12 protein-coding genes and 5 tRNA genes are annotated in these 15842 nt (G+C 43.4%); 12 read left to right on the forward strand and 5 right to left on the reverse strand.

Annotated elements, in window-relative coordinates; all coding sequences use genetic code 11:
- Positions 1–13 precede the first annotated feature (13 nt).
- The 5 genes from MHB38_RS01015 to murQ are packed head-to-tail and all read right to left on the reverse strand — an operon-like array spanning position 14 to position 6484.
- Positions 14–1933 carry a glycoside hydrolase family 3 protein gene (locus tag MHB38_RS01015; RefSeq protein WP_341002056.1) on the reverse strand — a complete coding sequence of 640 codons (1920 nt, stop codon included), beginning with the start codon at positions 1931–1933 and terminating at the stop codon, positions 14–16.
- Between the two features lie 13 nt (positions 1934–1946).
- Positions 1947–3302, reverse strand: a complete 1356-nt coding sequence (pbp4b, locus tag MHB38_RS01020) for a penicillin binding protein PBP4B (protein WP_135226942.1) — start codon at positions 3300–3302, stop codon at positions 1947–1949.
- An 18-nt stretch (positions 3303–3320) separates the two neighbouring features.
- Positions 3321–4694, reverse strand: a complete 1374-nt coding sequence (locus tag MHB38_RS01025; protein WP_116307329.1) for a PTS transporter subunit EIIC — start codon at positions 4692–4694, stop codon at positions 3321–3323.
- Entirely contained in the window at positions 4691–5560 is an 870-nt protein-coding gene (locus tag MHB38_RS01030) for a MurR/RpiR family transcriptional regulator (protein WP_007498558.1), read from the reverse strand. Before MHB38_RS01030 ends, MHB38_RS01025 begins: the two co-directional genes overlap by 4 nt.
- Before the next feature lie 12 nt (positions 5561–5572).
- Positions 5573–6484, reverse strand: coding sequence for an N-acetylmuramic acid 6-phosphate etherase (murQ, locus tag MHB38_RS01035; RefSeq protein WP_007498556.1), 912 nt, complete (start codon positions 6482–6484; stop codon positions 5573–5575).
- 220 nt (positions 6485–6704) lie between these two features.
- On the opposite strand from murQ, the gene MHB38_RS01040 reads away from it, so the two are divergent.
- The 12 genes from MHB38_RS01040 (at position 6705) to glmS (ending at position 15742) form a co-directional block, all read left to right on the forward strand.
- Positions 6705–6779, forward strand: a tRNA-Glu gene (locus MHB38_RS01040).
- A 6-nt stretch (positions 6780–6785) separates the two neighbouring features.
- Positions 6786–6861: transfer RNA gene (locus MHB38_RS01045), tRNA-Val, on the forward strand.
- A gap of 3 nt (positions 6862–6864) precedes the next feature.
- Positions 6865–6937, forward strand: a tRNA-Thr gene (locus MHB38_RS01050).
- A 28-nt stretch (positions 6938–6965) separates the two neighbouring features.
- Positions 6966–7050, forward strand: a tRNA-Tyr gene (locus MHB38_RS01055).
- 4 nt (positions 7051–7054) lie between these two features.
- Positions 7055–7126, forward strand: a tRNA-Gln gene (locus MHB38_RS01060).
- A gap of 136 nt (positions 7127–7262) precedes the next feature.
- A complete protein-coding gene (rocF, locus tag MHB38_RS01065) occupies positions 7263–8174 on the forward strand; it encodes an arginase (RefSeq protein ID WP_048001374.1) in 912 nt (303 codons plus the stop codon).
- 185 nt (positions 8175–8359) lie between these two features.
- Entirely contained in the window at positions 8360–8923 is a 564-nt protein-coding gene (gene sigW / locus MHB38_RS01070) for an RNA polymerase sigma factor SigW (RefSeq protein WP_007498553.1), read from the forward strand.
- A gap of 14 nt (positions 8924–8937) precedes the next feature.
- Positions 8938–9564, forward strand: a complete 627-nt coding sequence (gene rsiW, locus MHB38_RS01075; protein ID WP_008344028.1) for an anti-sigma-W factor RsiW — start codon at positions 8938–8940, stop codon at positions 9562–9564.
- Between the two features lie 204 nt (positions 9565–9768).
- The gene (gene cdaA, locus MHB38_RS01080; RefSeq protein WP_008344027.1) at positions 9769–10590 is read left to right on the forward strand and encodes a diadenylate cyclase CdaA; all 822 of its coding nucleotides are present in this window, start codon (positions 9769–9771) and stop codon (positions 10588–10590) included.
- Positions 10583–11989, forward strand: a complete 1407-nt coding sequence (locus tag MHB38_RS01085; RefSeq protein ID WP_041091732.1) for a CdaR family protein — start codon at positions 10583–10585, stop codon at positions 11987–11989. The genes cdaA and MHB38_RS01085 overlap by 8 nt, the downstream gene beginning before the upstream one ends.
- A gap of 25 nt (positions 11990–12014) precedes the next feature.
- Positions 12015–13361 (forward strand): phosphoglucosamine mutase, encoded by a 1347-nt coding sequence (gene glmM, locus MHB38_RS01090; RefSeq protein WP_007498543.1) that lies wholly within the window; start codon positions 12015–12017, stop codon positions 13359–13361.
- Between the two features lie 578 nt (positions 13362–13939).
- Positions 13940–15742 carry a glutamine--fructose-6-phosphate transaminase (isomerizing) gene (gene glmS / locus MHB38_RS01095; RefSeq protein WP_008360582.1) on the forward strand — a complete coding sequence of 601 codons (1803 nt, stop codon included), beginning with the start codon at positions 13940–13942 and terminating at the stop codon, positions 15740–15742.
- Positions 15743–15842: the final 100 nt, after the last annotated feature.

The raw sequence follows: 15842 nt of genomic DNA on the forward strand, positions 1-15842 counted from the left end.
AAGAGAATCCCTCCTATTTGATCTGTTTGCCTTTTAAATTGAGTCCATAGCCAAATGGATAAAGGGTTTGATTAGGATGAGTGACTGAAGGGATAGCGACGGGTAATTTTCCTTTAGGTGAGGCCGCTCCAAAAATCACTTCTAGTCCCGCAGGAATATTCGGTTGATTGAATTGTCCATTTGAGTAGCCTTTAAAACCGTACACAGCTAGTAAGGCGTCGGCTTCCTCGAAATTTGCAGCATCATATGGGTTTCTAAGACTCATGATGACCAATTTTTTGTTTTGTGCTGCTGCTTCTTTCATGACAGCACGAGGGAAGGCCGTTGCCCATTTTTTCGGATCCTGTACACCGTCATCAATGACGCCATCATTCACAGCCGGGTCATTTTGGACAACGTAAGAGCCGGTAATGACATAGTCAGCATCTTGAATGAGTTTGGCTGTTTCTTTTGAGAAACTCTTATCTGCAAATGCGTACGATTGGACACGCACAGGTTTGATCTTTTTTTGTTTGTTTAGTGATTCAATTGTGACGGACATTGCTTTTGTTTGATCTTCGTACGGTGCCATGAGCAAGATTTTGTCATTCTTTTTAGGCTTAAAAGGCAAGGTTTTGTCGTTGTTTTTAAGTAGAGTGATTCCTTCACGTGCCATTTTTTGTTCTGCTTTTCGGTGCGACTTTTGACCAACGAGCTGAGTGGCTTTTTTGATTTTCTTCTCAAGGCTTACTGATTTGTTGGCGGAAATGATGCCGCGTTTAATCTTTAATTGAAGGATTTTTTCGACAGATTGATTGATCTGAGATATCGGAATTTCTTTTGCGAGAACTGCTCTTTTTAAAGCATTGAACACATTCTCTAGGTTTTTTTCTGTCTTTAAGGATGTGACAGGTGCTGGCATGAGGGCAATGTCGACGCCTGCTTTAATAGCCATTACCACAGCTTCTTCCTGTCCGAAGTTATCTGCAATCGCTTTCATATTGAGGGCGTCTGTTACAACCACTCCTTGAAAGCCCATGTCTTCTTTTAATAAGTTTGTGATGACTTTTTTTGATAAGGTTGCTGGAACCATAATGTCCTCGCCATCTTTTTTACTTTTATACGTTGTGTCATCAATGGCTGGGAATTGAACATGAGCGGTCATGACCATATCTGCCCCTGCGTTGATTGCTTGTTGAAATGGATACAGCTCCACCTTTTTAAGACGATCTAGATCATGTTCTACAAGCGGAAGACCGTAGTGACTATCAACAGCTGTATCACCATGTCCCGGGAAATGCTTTAATGTGGAAATGGTCTTTTCCTTTTGAAGTCCTTTCATGGTTTGAAGACCAAGTCGCGTGACTAGTGCAGGGTCAGAGCTAAAGGAACGGACACCAATGACGGGGTTATTCGGGTTATTATTCACATCAAGAACAGGAGAGAAGTTTGTATTGATACCTAGAGCGTTTAATTCTTTGCCGATGATTTTTCCTGTGTCATATGCATTTTTCTTACTTCTAGAGGCACCAATCGACATATTTCCTGGGAAATGTGTTCCCTTTTGTAGTCTTGTGACGATTCCGCCTTCTTGATCAATGGAAATGAGTAAAGGAATGTTGGATGATGCTTGTTGAAATTCATGTGTGAGTTTGACGGTTTGTTTCGTATCAACGACATTTTCTGCAAATAAGATGACACCGCCTAAATGATATTTCTCTACAAGGTGAGAGACTTCTTTATTCATTTTTGTGAAGCCTGTAGGAGCGGATTCACCTTCTGCTTGCCAATTGCGAAAGTCTGGCATGAGCATTTGGCCAATTTTTTCATCCAAGGACATGTCCTGAACCATTTGTTTGGCAGTTGGGAGAGGGGCGGAGCTCACCTTTTCCGTTGGAATGGAAGAGGTGAGCAGGGCCAAAACGAGTGCAGCGGGGAACAGAGCTTTTAACATCGAATTCCTCCTTTTACTTAAAAGATTCGTAGATTGCAGTCATGATGCTTCCATAAGTACCAGTTGGGAAAAGGTCACCTTCAAATTGATTTGGGTTGACTTCAGGTGAAACGACGGGTGAATGCTTTTTATTTGTCAGCAAGACGACGCCTAGATTGTGTTTTGGATCAATCAATGTCATCGTTCCGGTCCAGCCTGTGTGTCCATAGGCTTCTTTACTTGCGTATTTTCCAAACATCCATTCCATGTCAGTATTGCCGTTTTTCCGCCAGCCTAGCCCGTAAGTTGGGTTCGTGTCTGATGATTCCGTAAAGAGATCGATAGAAGCTTGGTCAAAGATGGTTGTTTTCCCATAGCCTCCTTTATTGAGCATCAGCTGAAGCAGTACGGCCATATCTGATGTATTAGAGAAAAGTCCAGCATGTCCGGAGACACCTGCCATTGAGTAATAGGCTTTCTCATCGTGGACTTCACCTAGCAAGGTATACCTGCGAATGTTTTCAAAATCAATGACGCCGTCGCGTGTATTGCCTAGACGCTCGGTTGCTGCAAAATGCTTTGGCTTGAATCCCTTTTTCAGCGGATTGAACATGGTATGTTTTAGACCAAGCGGTCGATAAATCGTCGACTCTACATATTGATCAAGTGGCATACCGGTTTTTTTCTCAATGATCATGCCTAACAGCATGTAATCAATATCACTATAAATATGCTGAGTGCCTGGCTTGTATTGCAGAGGCACCTTTGGCAGCCATTTCATGGTTGTTTGTCTATCTTGAGAGAAAAAAGAGCCCGCTTGCTCTTTGCTATAAAATAAAACACTTGAAGGCAGTCCGGCAGAATGGGTGAGAAGATCCTTGACTCGAAGCTGATCTTTGCCGGTTACCTTTGCATCTGGTTCATCTTGAAAGTCAGGCAGGATGGTTTGTATTTTTTCATTTACATCTAGTTTTTGTTCATATACTAGCTTTTGCAGGGCATAGTTGGTGGCATACATTTTTGTATTGGATGCCAAATCGAACAGTGTGTTCTTTTTCATTTTCTTATAGAATTTGAGTTCGGTTGTCCCTTTATATTTTTGTCTGTAGCCATAGGCTTTTTGATGGACGATCTGACCATCCTTGATAATGATGAGTGCTGCCCCTGGAAATCCTGCTTTGATATCGTTTTGAATCATGTGACCAACCTTCCTAAGCTGCCTAGAAGAAAAACCTACTTGTTCCGGTCGTTTTGCTTTTTTTAAGACGGGATATTCTTCAGGTGCTGTTTTAGACAAAGACGATACAGGATGGGAGCTAGTTGCAAATGTTTGTACTGGTAACCCAAGGAGCATGAACAGACTTGTGATGATGAGAAAATATTTCTTCAAGAGCTAGACCTCCTATTGCTAATTTTCCTCGAATTCAACAGCCATATCATCATGAAATCCAAATAAGTATGTGAAGATAAATCCAGCGACATATGCAATAAAGAGTCCTATTAAGTAAAGTAGCATTTGATGTGTGTGAACGATAAAGGTTAATGGGAGACCTGATACCCCGATTGCTTTAGTGGCGATTTGGAAATAGGCTTGAAATGCTCCGCCGATTCCAGCGCCGAGACAAGCAGTGAGGAAGGGTCTTCCGAGCGGGAGTGTGACACCGAAAATGAGCGGTTCTCCAATTCCAAGCATTCCTGAAGGAAGTCCGCCTGCAATGGCTCTTTTCAGCTTTTTCTTTTTTGTTTTCATATAAATGGCAAAGGCAGCACCGACCTGTCCTGCGCCTCCCATAGCGAGGATTGGCAGAAGCGGGTCATCTCCAATTGAATTAATCAGTTCCATATGAATAGGTGTTAGGCCTTGGTGAAGTCCAGTGACAACAAGAGGAAGGAAGGTCGCACCAAGAACAAATCCGGCAAAAATACCGCCAATGTTTAATAGATAAGTAAGTCCAGAGGTGATGGCATCAGATATAAATCCGCCGACTGGCATGAAGATAACGTACGTGAAAATGCCTGTAATGAGTAGTGTGATGGTTGGTGTGACGATGATATCGAGTGATTGCGGGACGAAGCGTCTGATCCGGGTTTCAACAAGTGCCATAAAAATAGCTGCAAGAAGAACACCGATAAGTCCGCCTCTGCCTGGTAGAATATTAGTGCCAAATAACATAATATCAGCGGCAGCTGGGTTAATGATGAGAATACCTGCTAATGCGCCTAATGCAGGAGAGCCACCAAATTCTTTTGCGGCGTTTGTTCCGACTAATATACCGAGATAAGCAAACAAGCCTGAGCCTATAACGGTTAGGATAATCGCAGCTTGAGATTTTTCATCGAGCCAGCCTGCTTGCACGATCGCTTTTGTAATACCCGTAATAAGACCCGATGCAACGAGTGCTGGAATAATGGGAATGAAAATGCTGGCGATCCGCCGTAAGAACAGCTTGAATGGTGTGCGGTTCTTTTGTGAAATGGCTTGTTTGTTTTTCTGTGCTTCGTTGTTTAAGTCATATGAACCTGAGGCATTGAGCAGCTGTTCAAACGCACTTGATACTTGGTTGACAACACCTGTGCCTAAAATGATTTGCAGTGTTTCCGCTTCGACGACGCCAATGACGCCATCGAGTTCTTTGATCGCGGTGGTTTGCACTTTTTCACGATCAATGGGTGTAATTCGGAGACGTGTCATACAATGTGTGTGGGAAGAGATGTTTTCAGAACCACCACAGAGTGAAAGGATTTCTTTCGCCAACTGCTGATATTTTTTTTGATGACTCATGTTGAATCCCCCTTTGTTTTTCGTTTCATGGAGCGGATGGCATGCCTTGTTTTGTCAATATATTGTGCTGTCTGTTCATATTGACGGGAGGCTAAACTGAGGAACAAGACATCGATTAAATAGAGCTGTGCCATTCTAGAGGAAGTGGCAGCACTGCGAAAAGGTGCTTCATTGGAACCGGACGTTGATAGATGGACATCACACAATGCAGAAACGCTTGTATGCCCTGGATGCGTTAAAGCAATGGTTTTTACTTCATTTTCTTTGGCGAGCTGAAGGGCTTGGATGATGTCTAACGTTTCTCCAGAAAAGGATATACCGAACACAATGTCATTCTTTCCAGCATTTGCGATGACCGTAGATGCGATGTGCATGTCAGTAAAGGCTGTAGCTGCATAATTGATTCTGAGAAATTTCTGCTGGGCATCAGCTGCGACGATGCCAGATGCACCCACACCGATAAAATGGATTTGGTTTGCATTCAGTAGCAGTTGAACAGCTTTTTCTAAAGCTTCTACATTTAAAATAGAGGCTGTATCTTTGATCGATTGAATGGTGTTTCCTGCTGTCTTTTGAATAATGGATTGAAGTGGTTCATCTTGTTCGATATCCCGGTAGCCTTGTTTATCAGTGTGCATTAAGTCTCCAGCGATCCGCATTTTCAAATCGTGATAGCCATCCAGCCCGAGAGACTTACAGAGGCGGATGACGGCAGAGCTGCTTGCACCGGCAGCCTGACTGATTTCATGCACTGTGCTTTTAATGACTTTGTCAGGATGGGCAAGGATATAGTCTGCAATGATTTTTTCAGATTGGGGAAGCTTTGATTTCATTGTGTGTAGTAGGGTGAGTCCGCCTGCTGACATGAGTTTCCTCCTTTAAGATTGATGACGTAAGATGGCTTTGTCGATGTGACCATCTGCTTTGTTGAGCAGGTCTTTGGCTGTCTTTTTATCTGTTTTGGTTTGGAGCATGACGATGGCTGTTTTAACTTCTAAATCGGCTGCTTCAAGTGCTTTTACGGCTTGTTCGTAGGAAGCATTGGTCACATGCTGAATGATGGTGATGGCGCGTTCTTTTAGTTTATGATTGCTAACTTTTACATCTACCATCAGGTTTTCATATACTTTGCCTTGTCTGATCATGACAGAGGTGGAAAGCATATTTAAAATCATTTTATGAGCGGATGCGGCTTTCATTCGTGTTGACCCAGTGATGGCTTCTGGTCCTACGACGACTTCAATGGCGCAGTCTGCTAGTTCGCTAATCTCTGCTTGTTCATTGCAGCTGAGGGCTACTGTTTTTGCTCCAATGGTTCTAGCATAGTTTAAAGCGCCAATGATATAGGGGGTTCTGCCGCTCGCCGCGATGCCGACAACCGTATCTTTTGATGTCAGGTGGATGTGTTCTAAATCTTTTTGACCAGCTTCTTCACTGTCTTCCACATCTTCTGCTGCATGTGAAAAGGCAGAGTCGCCACCGGCCATGATGCCTACGATGACATCAGGTGAAATGCTATAGGTAGGTGGACATTCGACCGCATCCATTACCCCAATTCTGCCGCTTGTTCCAGCGCCTAGATAAATGAGTCTGCCTCCATTCGAGATGGATTCAAAGGCAAAGTCACTTGCTGTCTTTACGTCTGGAAGGACACGGTTGACGGCTTGAGCGACCTTCATATCTTCCTCATTTATCATTTGGAGCATTTCTAGCGGGCTTGCTTGTGAAATTCCCATGGTGTTAGGGTTTCTTGATTCTGTTGTCAAAGAACGCAGTTGAGATGGCTGCATGTGACATACCTCCTTATTTCTTCATTTTCAGTATATTGAGTATGATATGAAATTTCAATATTATATTTAAATACTGAAATTATATTTCAGTCGAAATGTTGTGCTGATGAGGGTTGAATAGTTAGAAAATAAAAAAAATAAAAATCCCCTTTACAAAAGGGGGACAACCTGTATATAATAACTTTTGTCAGCTTCACGGAAACAGTAAACTTGACAAACTGGCCCGTTGGTCAAGCGGTTAAGACACCGCCCTTTCACGGCGGTAACACGGGTTCGAATCCCGTACGGGTCACCATCATGTGGAGGATTAGCTCAGCTGGGAGAGCATCTGCCTTACAAGCAGAGGGTCGGCGGTTCGAGCCCGTCATCCTCCACCATATGCCGGTGTAGCTCAACTGGTAGAGCAACTGACTTGTAATCAGTAGGTTGGGGGTTCAAGTCCTCTTGCCGGCACTGTTTTTCTTTTATCAATTCCATATGTGGAGGGGTAGCGAAGTGGCTAAACGCGGCGGACTGTAAATCCGCTCCCTCCGGGTTCGGCGGTTCGAATCCGCCCCCCTCCACCATTTTTGGGCTATAGCCAAGCGGTAAGGCAACGGACTTTGACTCCGTCATGCGTTGGTTCGAATCCAGCTAGCCCAGTTAAGACACCTTTTTCAAAAAGGTGTCTTTTTTTATTTTGACGATTGGAATGTATAACTATTCAAAATATTGTTGAGTTGAGTCAAAAGGTACCGAGAAAGTAAAATATAAGCATGAACGGAAAGGGGATGTACATATGGGAGATCAAAAGAAGGTCACGATTGTCGGGGTGCCAATGGATCTCGGTCAAATGAGAAGGGGCGTCGATATGGGGCCGAGTGCCATTCGCTGTGCTGGTGTAAAAGAAAAATTGGAATCGCTTTCATTTGATGTCGAGGATTTAGGGGATATTCCTGTTGAGCAAAGGGATGATGAGAAAGGTCTCTATACAAGTGAAAAACTGAAAAACTTAACGGAGAATGCTGGCGCAAACCAGCTTCTTGCTGAAAAGGTTAGCAGTATTGTGCAGTCCGGTTCGTTTCCGCTGATTTTAGGCGGGGATCATAGCATTGCAATTGGTACACTAGCCGGTGTAGCTAAGCATTATGAAAATTTGGGTGTCATTTGGTATGATGCACACGGTGATTTAAATACAGAGGAAACCTCTCCTTCTGGGAATATTCATGGGATGCCACTTGCTGTCAGTCTCGGTCTTGGGCATGCTGATCTAACGAATATTGGCGGTTATGCGCCAAAAGTAAAGCCTGAGAATGTGATCTTGATTGGTGCTCGTTCTTTAGATGAAGGAGAGCGGGCATTGATTAGAGAAAAAGGCATTAAAGTGTATACGATGCATGAAATTGATCGATTAGGGATGACGAGAGTAATGGAGGAAGCCATTGCGTATTTAAAAGAAAGAACAGATGGTGTTCATTTGTCGCTTGATTTAGACGGCCTTGATCCAGCGGAGTGCCCTGGCGTGGGAACGCCGGTTGCTGGCGGCATCAGTTATAGAGAGAGTCATCTAGCAATGGAGCTTTTAGAGGAAGCAGGGATTTTGACTTCTGCTGAGTTTGTTGAGGTGAATCCGGTATTAGATGAGAAAAATAAAACAGCAGAAGCGGCAGTTGCATTAATTGGTTCTTTAATGGGTGAAAAGCTATTATAGAGCGGGACTTGTTCCCGTTCTTTTTTTAATTTTGGGGAAATTTAAGGATATGTTAAGGTTTTTACCGGCTGATAAGCGTAACATGCTGTCAAAAATTTGTTACACTATTTTTTAGAGGAGAATGAAACCTTTTGGAACGAGGTTCGTATACATAAAGACCGGTGAAGGCAGAGGTTGAATATACTATGGAAACAATGATTAAAAAGAGAATTAAACAAGTGAAAAAAGGCGACCAGAACGCATTTGCAGACATCGTAGACCTGTATAAAGACAAAATTTATCAGCTGTGCTATCGTATGCTTGGGAATGCACATGAAGCAGAAGATATTGCGCAGGAGGCGTTTATTCGTGCCTATGTGAATATTGAGAGCTTTGATGTGAATCGTAAGTTTTCCACGTGGCTGTACCGCATTGCAACCAACCTGACCATCGACCGTATTCGTAAAAAAAAGCCGGATTATTATTTAGATGCAGAGGTGGCAGGGACAGAAGGACTGAATATGTATTCTCAAATTGCGGCTGACGGCATTTTGCCAGAGGACGAGGTGGTGTCGCTTGAATTATCGAGCACCATTCAGCAAAAAATTTTAAGATTACCCGATAAATATCGCTCGGTCATCGTATTAAAGTATATTGATGAACTCTCGTTAAAAGAAATTAGTGAGATTCTGAATATACCAGTTGGTACGGTGAAAACGAGAATACACAGGGGTAGAGAGGCTCTCCGGAAACAGTTGAGAGACCTTTGAGTGAGGTGATTTTGATGAGCTGTCAGGAAAAAATCGTCCTGCTTATGCATCAGTATTTAGACGGGGACATTGAGCCCGAAGATGAAAAAGAATTAAAGAGCCATCTGCAATCGTGTGAGGAATGCCGTACTCATTTTCAACAAATTGAGAAATCCATCGCGCTCGTGCAGAGTACATCTCATATAGAAGCACCATCTGATTTCACTGCAAAGGTGATGGCAGGTCTTCCAAAGGAGAAAAAGCGTGTGTCGATTCAAAGATGGATCAAAGCTCATCCGCTAATGGTCGCCGCTGCCCTCTTTGTCATATTGATGGGAGGCAGTCTGTTTACTAGCTGGAATACGGATCATAATTTCAGTGTGTCAAAGCAGCCGAATCTCGTGGTTGAAAATGATACAGTGACGGTACCTAAAGGGGAAACCGTCAAAGGTGACGTCACTGTGAAAAATGGCAAGCTGATTGTAGAAGGCAAGGTTGATGGAAACGTAACAGTCGTCAATGGAGAACAGCTGACTGCTTCTGCCGGACAAGTCACTGGTCAAATCAATGAAATTAATGAAGTGTTTGATTGGGTTTGGTACAAAATGAAGTCTACAGCACAAGACGTGATGCGGGTCATTGGACCAGAGGAGCAAAAGTAAATCAAACAGTTTGAGAGCAGTCTCTAAGGGGACTGCTCTTTTTCTATTGATGGACAAACTTGAATGCCAGCCAGATATGGCAACTATTTTCCTTGCTGAAACAAAATGTGGTATAATAGCCACGCTATGTACTTACACATAGGCTCTTTTTTTATAAAAAATGAATCGAACGAAGAATAACTGAAAATTCTGGAGGACGAGGAAATGGCTTTAGGGGATATTCCTTTTTTGCAGTACCTCGGTAATGCTGTTGATATTCTCGTTGTTTGGTATGTGATATATAAATTAATGATGGTCATCCGCGGAACAAAAGCGGTTCAGCTTTTAAAGGGAATTGTCGTCATTGTTCTCGTCAGGATGGGGAGTGCGTATCTCGGTCTTAACACACTTCAATGGCTGATGGATCAAGCGATTACGTGGGGGTTCCTTGCGATCATTATTATTTTTCAGCCAGAGCTAAGGAGAGCGCTTGAGCAGCTTGGGCGCGGCCGTTTCTTCTCTAGAAGCGGAACACCTGTAGAGGAACAGCAGCAGAAAACGATCGAGGCAATTACAAAAGCAATTAACTATATGGCAAAACGAAGAATAGGCGCGCTGTTAACGATTGAGCGCGATACTGGGATGAATGATTACATAGAGACCGGAATTCCTTTAAATGCAAAGGTCAGTTCTGAGCTGCTGATTAATATCTTCATTCCGAATACACCGCTTCATGACGGCGCTGTGATTATGAAGCGTGATGAGATTGCAGCTGCAGCGTGTTATTTACCGCTGTCTGAAAGTCCTTTTATCTCTAAGGAGCTCGGTACACGTCACCGCGCGGCAGTTGGTATTAGTGAAGTAACGGACAGTTTAACCGTCATTGTCTCCGAGGAGACAGGCGGCATTAGTGTCGCAAGAAATGGTGATCTCCATCGAGAATTGACAGAAGAAGCGCTTGAAGAAATGCTGATTGCTGAGTTTAGTAAGAACAGCAAAGATGCTTCCTCGACCAAATGGTATTGGAGGGGCAAGAAAAATGGATAAGATTTTGAATAATCGCTGGGCCGTTAAGTTTCTTGCATTGGTCTTCGCTTTATTGCTGTATGGTGCAGTTAATTCAGCGCAAGCGCCCACGCCGAAAAAAATCGGTGAATCCTTTTTCCCAACATCGACAACAGACGAAGCAACCTTAACGGACATTCCTGTTAAAGCATATTATGACGACGAAAAGTATGTTGTCACCGGTGTGCCGCAGACAGTCAATGTCACGATTAAAGGATCAACTAGTGCTGTGAAAACAGCAAGACAAACGAAAAATTTTGAAATTTACGCAGATATGCAAAACCTGACGACAGGTACACATAAAGTCGAATTGAAGGCAAGAGATGTATCGAAAGGAATCACGTTAACGATTAATCCGTCTGTGACGACTGTGACGATACAAGAAAAAACGACAGCTGAATTCCCTGTTGAAACTGAATTTTATAATCAAAATAAAATCAAAGACGGCTATTCACCAGAGCAGCCTATTGTGAATCCGAAAAATGTCACGGTTACTGGCTCAAAAGACGTGATCGACAAAATTTCTGTCATTAAAGCATTTGTGAACTTAGAGGATGTCGATCAGCAAATTGAGAAAGAAGCGAAGCTCACTGTGTATGATAGCAGTGGGAATGAGCTACCAGTCGAAGTGAGTCCGTCTGTGGTAGATATTACGGTCCCGATTACGAGTCCAAGCAAGAAAGTTCCGTTTAAGATTGAGCGGACGGGCAGCTTGCCAGATGGGATCAGTATCTCAAGCATCGAGACAAGCCCAAGTGAGGTGACAGTCTACGGTTCTCAAAAGGTGCTGGATGCACTTGATTTTATTGACGGCGTTAAGCTCGACCTAAGCAAGATTAAAGATGATACAGAGATTGATGCCGACATTCCACTGCCAGATGGTGTGAAAAAGGTATCGCCTGAAACTGTTAAGATCAAAGTGAAGGTTGCAACAGCTGAAGAAAAAAAGATCGATAATGTCCCAATTTCTGTCGTGGGTCTGAGCAAGGATCTTAGCTCTGAATTTCTGAGTCCGTCTTCTGGGCGTCTCACACTAACAGCAAAAGGTTCAAAGAGTGCAATCGATAAACTAAAGGCTTCAGATATTGAAGCCTATATCAATGTCGGGGACTTAAACGAAGGAACACATGAGGTCAAAGTACAAGTGAATGGCCCTCAAAATGTGACGTGGACATTATCTAGATCGAAGGTCAAAGTGAAACTGACTTCTACTGATACAGAAGATCAGCCGGCTTCTACGAATGATCGGAAAGATCAATCATCCGATGATGATCAGGAAGAGAAGAGTCAAAAGGAATCAACACAAGATAAAGCAAAAAAAGAATCAAGTCAAAGACAGCGGGTCAAAGAAGATAACAAAGAGGACGCAGCGTCCTCTTGAATGGTAAAAAAGGAGCGATTGAAACATGGGCAAGTACTTTGGAACTGATGGTGTAAGGGGTGTGGCTAATAGCGAATTAACGCCAGAGCTCGCATTTAAAATTGGGAGATTTGGCGGCTATGTGCTCACGAAGGATAAAGAACGTCCAAAGGTACTCGTTGGACGAGACACGCGTGTATCTGGTCATATGTTAGAAGGAGCACTCGTAGCAGGCTTACTTTCAATTGGGGCTGAAGTCATGCGTTTAGGTGTGATCTCAACACCTGGTGTGTCTTATTTAACAAAGGCAATGGATGCAGAAGCAGGTGTCATGATTTCAGCTTCGCATAACCCAGTTCAAGACAACGGAATTAAATTTTTCGGCGGTGATGGTTTTAAACTGTCAGATGAACAGGAAAATGAAATTGAGCAGCTAATGGATCAGCCAGTTGATGAATTGCCACGTCCAGTGGGAGCCGATCTTGGAACTGTGAATGACTACTTTGAAGGCGGTCAGAAGTACTTGCAATTCTTGAAGCAGACAGCGGACGAGGATTTCACAGGCATTCACGTAGCGCTTGATTGTGCACATGGTGCAACATCTTCTCTTGCAACACATTTATTTGCAGATTTAGATGCAGATGTGTCAACAATGGGAACATCACCAAACGGATTGAATATCAACGATGGCGTAGGTTCTACTCATCCAGAGGCACTTTCTGCTTTTGTGAAAGAAAAAGGAGCCGATATTGGTCTTGCGTTTGATGGCGACGGCGACCGCTTAATTGCAGTCGATGAAAAAGGTGATATTGTAGACGGCGATCAAATTATGTACATATGCGCACGTTATCTAAAGGGTGAAGGCCGATTGAAGGATGACACGGTCGTGTCAACGGTCATGAGTAACCTTGGTTTCTATAAAGCGCTTGAGAAGCAAGGCATTAAGAGCATTCAAACCGCTGTTGGTGACCGCTATGTGGTCGAGGCGATGAAAAAGGATGGCTATAATGTCGGAGGCGAGCAGTCAGGCCACTTGATTTTCCTTGATTACAATACGACAGGTGATGGTATGCTTTCTGCGATCATGCTGGTGAATACACTAAAAGCAACAGGGAAAACATTATCAGAGCTTGCAGCTGAAATGGAGAAATTTCCGCAGCTTCTAGTGAATGTGAAGGTATCTGATAAATATAAAGTGGAAGAAAATGAAAAAGTAAAAGCTGTGATCCAAGAGGTTGAAAAAGAGATGAACGGTGACGGACGCATCCTTGTTCGTCCATCAGGAACAGAACCGCTTGTACGTGTCATGGCAGAGGCGAAAACAAAAGAGCTATGTGATGAATACGTGGCTCGTATTACGGCTGTTGTCAAAGAAGAAATGGGTATTGAGTAATTGATCAAAGCAAATCGCAAAGTAGCGGTTTGCTTTTTTTTTCGAATAAACGTCATAAGAGGAAAGTTCTATACGAATCATATAAGCGAGGGCAATTTGCTGCTTGCTTTCATACATAAGAGAGCACATCAAAGGTAGAACGTGACAAGCCTCATCGCATATAGTGTAGGGAGGTCTCACTTTCTCACATGAAAGGGATCACCCGCTAAATTGTGATTGACGGAGGTCAGACCTTATAGTACAATCATCCTTGTGTTACTGGATTTTTATTCTAGCAGGAAAGGCAGGGTAGATGTTCAGCCACTCTTATAATTATAGCGCCCGAACTAAGCGATCGAACGACAGATGCTTAGTTGACGAGGATGGAGGTTATCGAATTTTTCGGCGGATGCCTCCCGGCTGATCAAATATAGAGATCACAGCCGTAAGTGTTTCTTTAAAGCAAAGAGGTGACTCTTTGTACAAAGGGAATACACATGATCTCCCAAATTAAACATGTAGAGAGGGACGAAGAAATGTCCCTTCTATTTTAGTAGGCTTTCTTTGTCCCTTTCACATGATCGGGAGGAAGAATATTTATGTGTGGAATCGTAGGTTATATTGGTCAGAATGATGCGAAGGAAATCTTATTAAAAGGTTTAGAGAAGCTTGAGTACCGTGGGTATGACTCAGCAGGTATCGCTGTGGCAAACGAAGAAGGCGTGCATGTGTTCAAAGAAAAAGGACGTATCGCTGAGCTTCGTGAAGTCGTTGATGCAAACGTGGCATCTTCAGCAGGAATTGGACATACACGCTGGGCAACACACGGTGTACCAAGCCATCTAAATGCGCATCCGCATCAAAGTGCTTCTGGCCGTTTTACGCTTGTTCATAACGGTGTCATCGAGAACTATGTACAATTGACACGCGAATATTTACAAGACGTCACACTAAAAAGCGACACAGATACAGAGGTTGTTGTTCAAGTCATCGAACAATTTGTGAATAGAGGTCTTGATACAGAGGAAGCTTTCCGTCAAACGCTTCTTCAACTAAAAGGCTCTTACGCAATTGCCCTTTTCGATAACGAAAATAAAGAAACAATCTATGTGGCGAAAAACAAAAGCCCATTATTGGTTGGTTTCGGCGAAGATTTCAACGTTGTGGCTTCTGACGCAATGGCGATGCTTCAAGTAACAAACGAATATGCGGAATTAATGGATAAAGAAATGGTCATTGTCACAAAAGACGAGGTTATCATCAAAAACCTTGACGGTGATATCATGACACGTCCTTCTTATATCGCTGAGCTGGATGCAAGCGACATTGAGAAAGGCACATATCCTCACTACATGTTAAAAGAAACGGATGAGCAGCCGCTTGTTATGCGCAAAATCATCCAAGAATATCAAGACGAAAACGGCAAGTTGTCAGTCGCTGGCGATATCGCAAGCGCAGTAGCAGAAGCAGACCGCATTTACATCGTGGCTTGTGGAACGAGCTACCATGCTGGACTTGTTGGTAAACAATACATTGAAGACTGGGCGAAAGTACCTGTAGAAGTCCATGTAGCAAGTGAATTCTCTTACAACATGCCGCTTCTATCGAAAAAGCCATTGTTCATCTTCCTTTCTCAATCTGGAGAGACTGCGGACAGCCGTGCTGTACTTGTTCAAGTCAAAGAGCTTGGTCATAAAGCATTAACGATCACAAACGTACCAGGATCTACGCTTTCTCGTGAAGCAGACTTCACATTGCTTCTTCATGCAGGACCAGAAATCGCAGTGGCTTCAACAAAGGCTTACACAGCGCAAATCGCTGTTCTTGCGATCCTTGCATCCGTTGCAGCTGAATTAAATGGTCAATCTCTTGACTTCGACCTTGTGAAAGAGCTTGGAATTGTAGCAAACGCAATGGAAGCCCTTGTCGATCAAAAGGATGAAATGGAACAAATCGCTCGTGATTTCTTCACAGTGACACGTAACGCATTCTTTATCGGAAGAGGACTTGATTACTATGTGTGCCTTGAAGGTTCACTCAAACTAAAAGAGATCTCTTACATCCAAGCAGAAGGATTTGCTGGCGGAGAACTGAAACACGGCACCATTGCTTTAATTGAAGAAGGCACACCGGTCATTGCCCTTGCAACGCAAGAGCACGTAAACCTCAGCATTCGCGGTAACGTCAAAGAAGTCGTTGCACGCGGCGCAAACCCATGTGTCATCTCACTAAAAGGCCTAGAAGACGAAGGCGACCGTTTCGTCCTTCCAGCTGTACACCCAGCACTTGCACCACTTGCATCTGTTGTCCCATTACAGCTAATCGCTTACTACGCAGCCCTTCACCGCGGGTGTGATGTGGATAAACCACGTAACCTTGCGAAGAGTGTGACGGTGGAGTAGGTTTCAATAAAATCGGAGTTCGAATAGTAAAGTTGTTTAAATATGGAATTTTGGCACCCGTTCGCTTATAATTAAAATAAGAGAGCGGGTGTTTTTTTTA

This window comes from Bacillus sp. FSL K6-3176, from assembly GCF_038003325.1.
Classification (GTDB): Bacteria; Bacillota; Bacilli; order Bacillales; family Bacillaceae; genus Bacillus; species Bacillus altitudinis.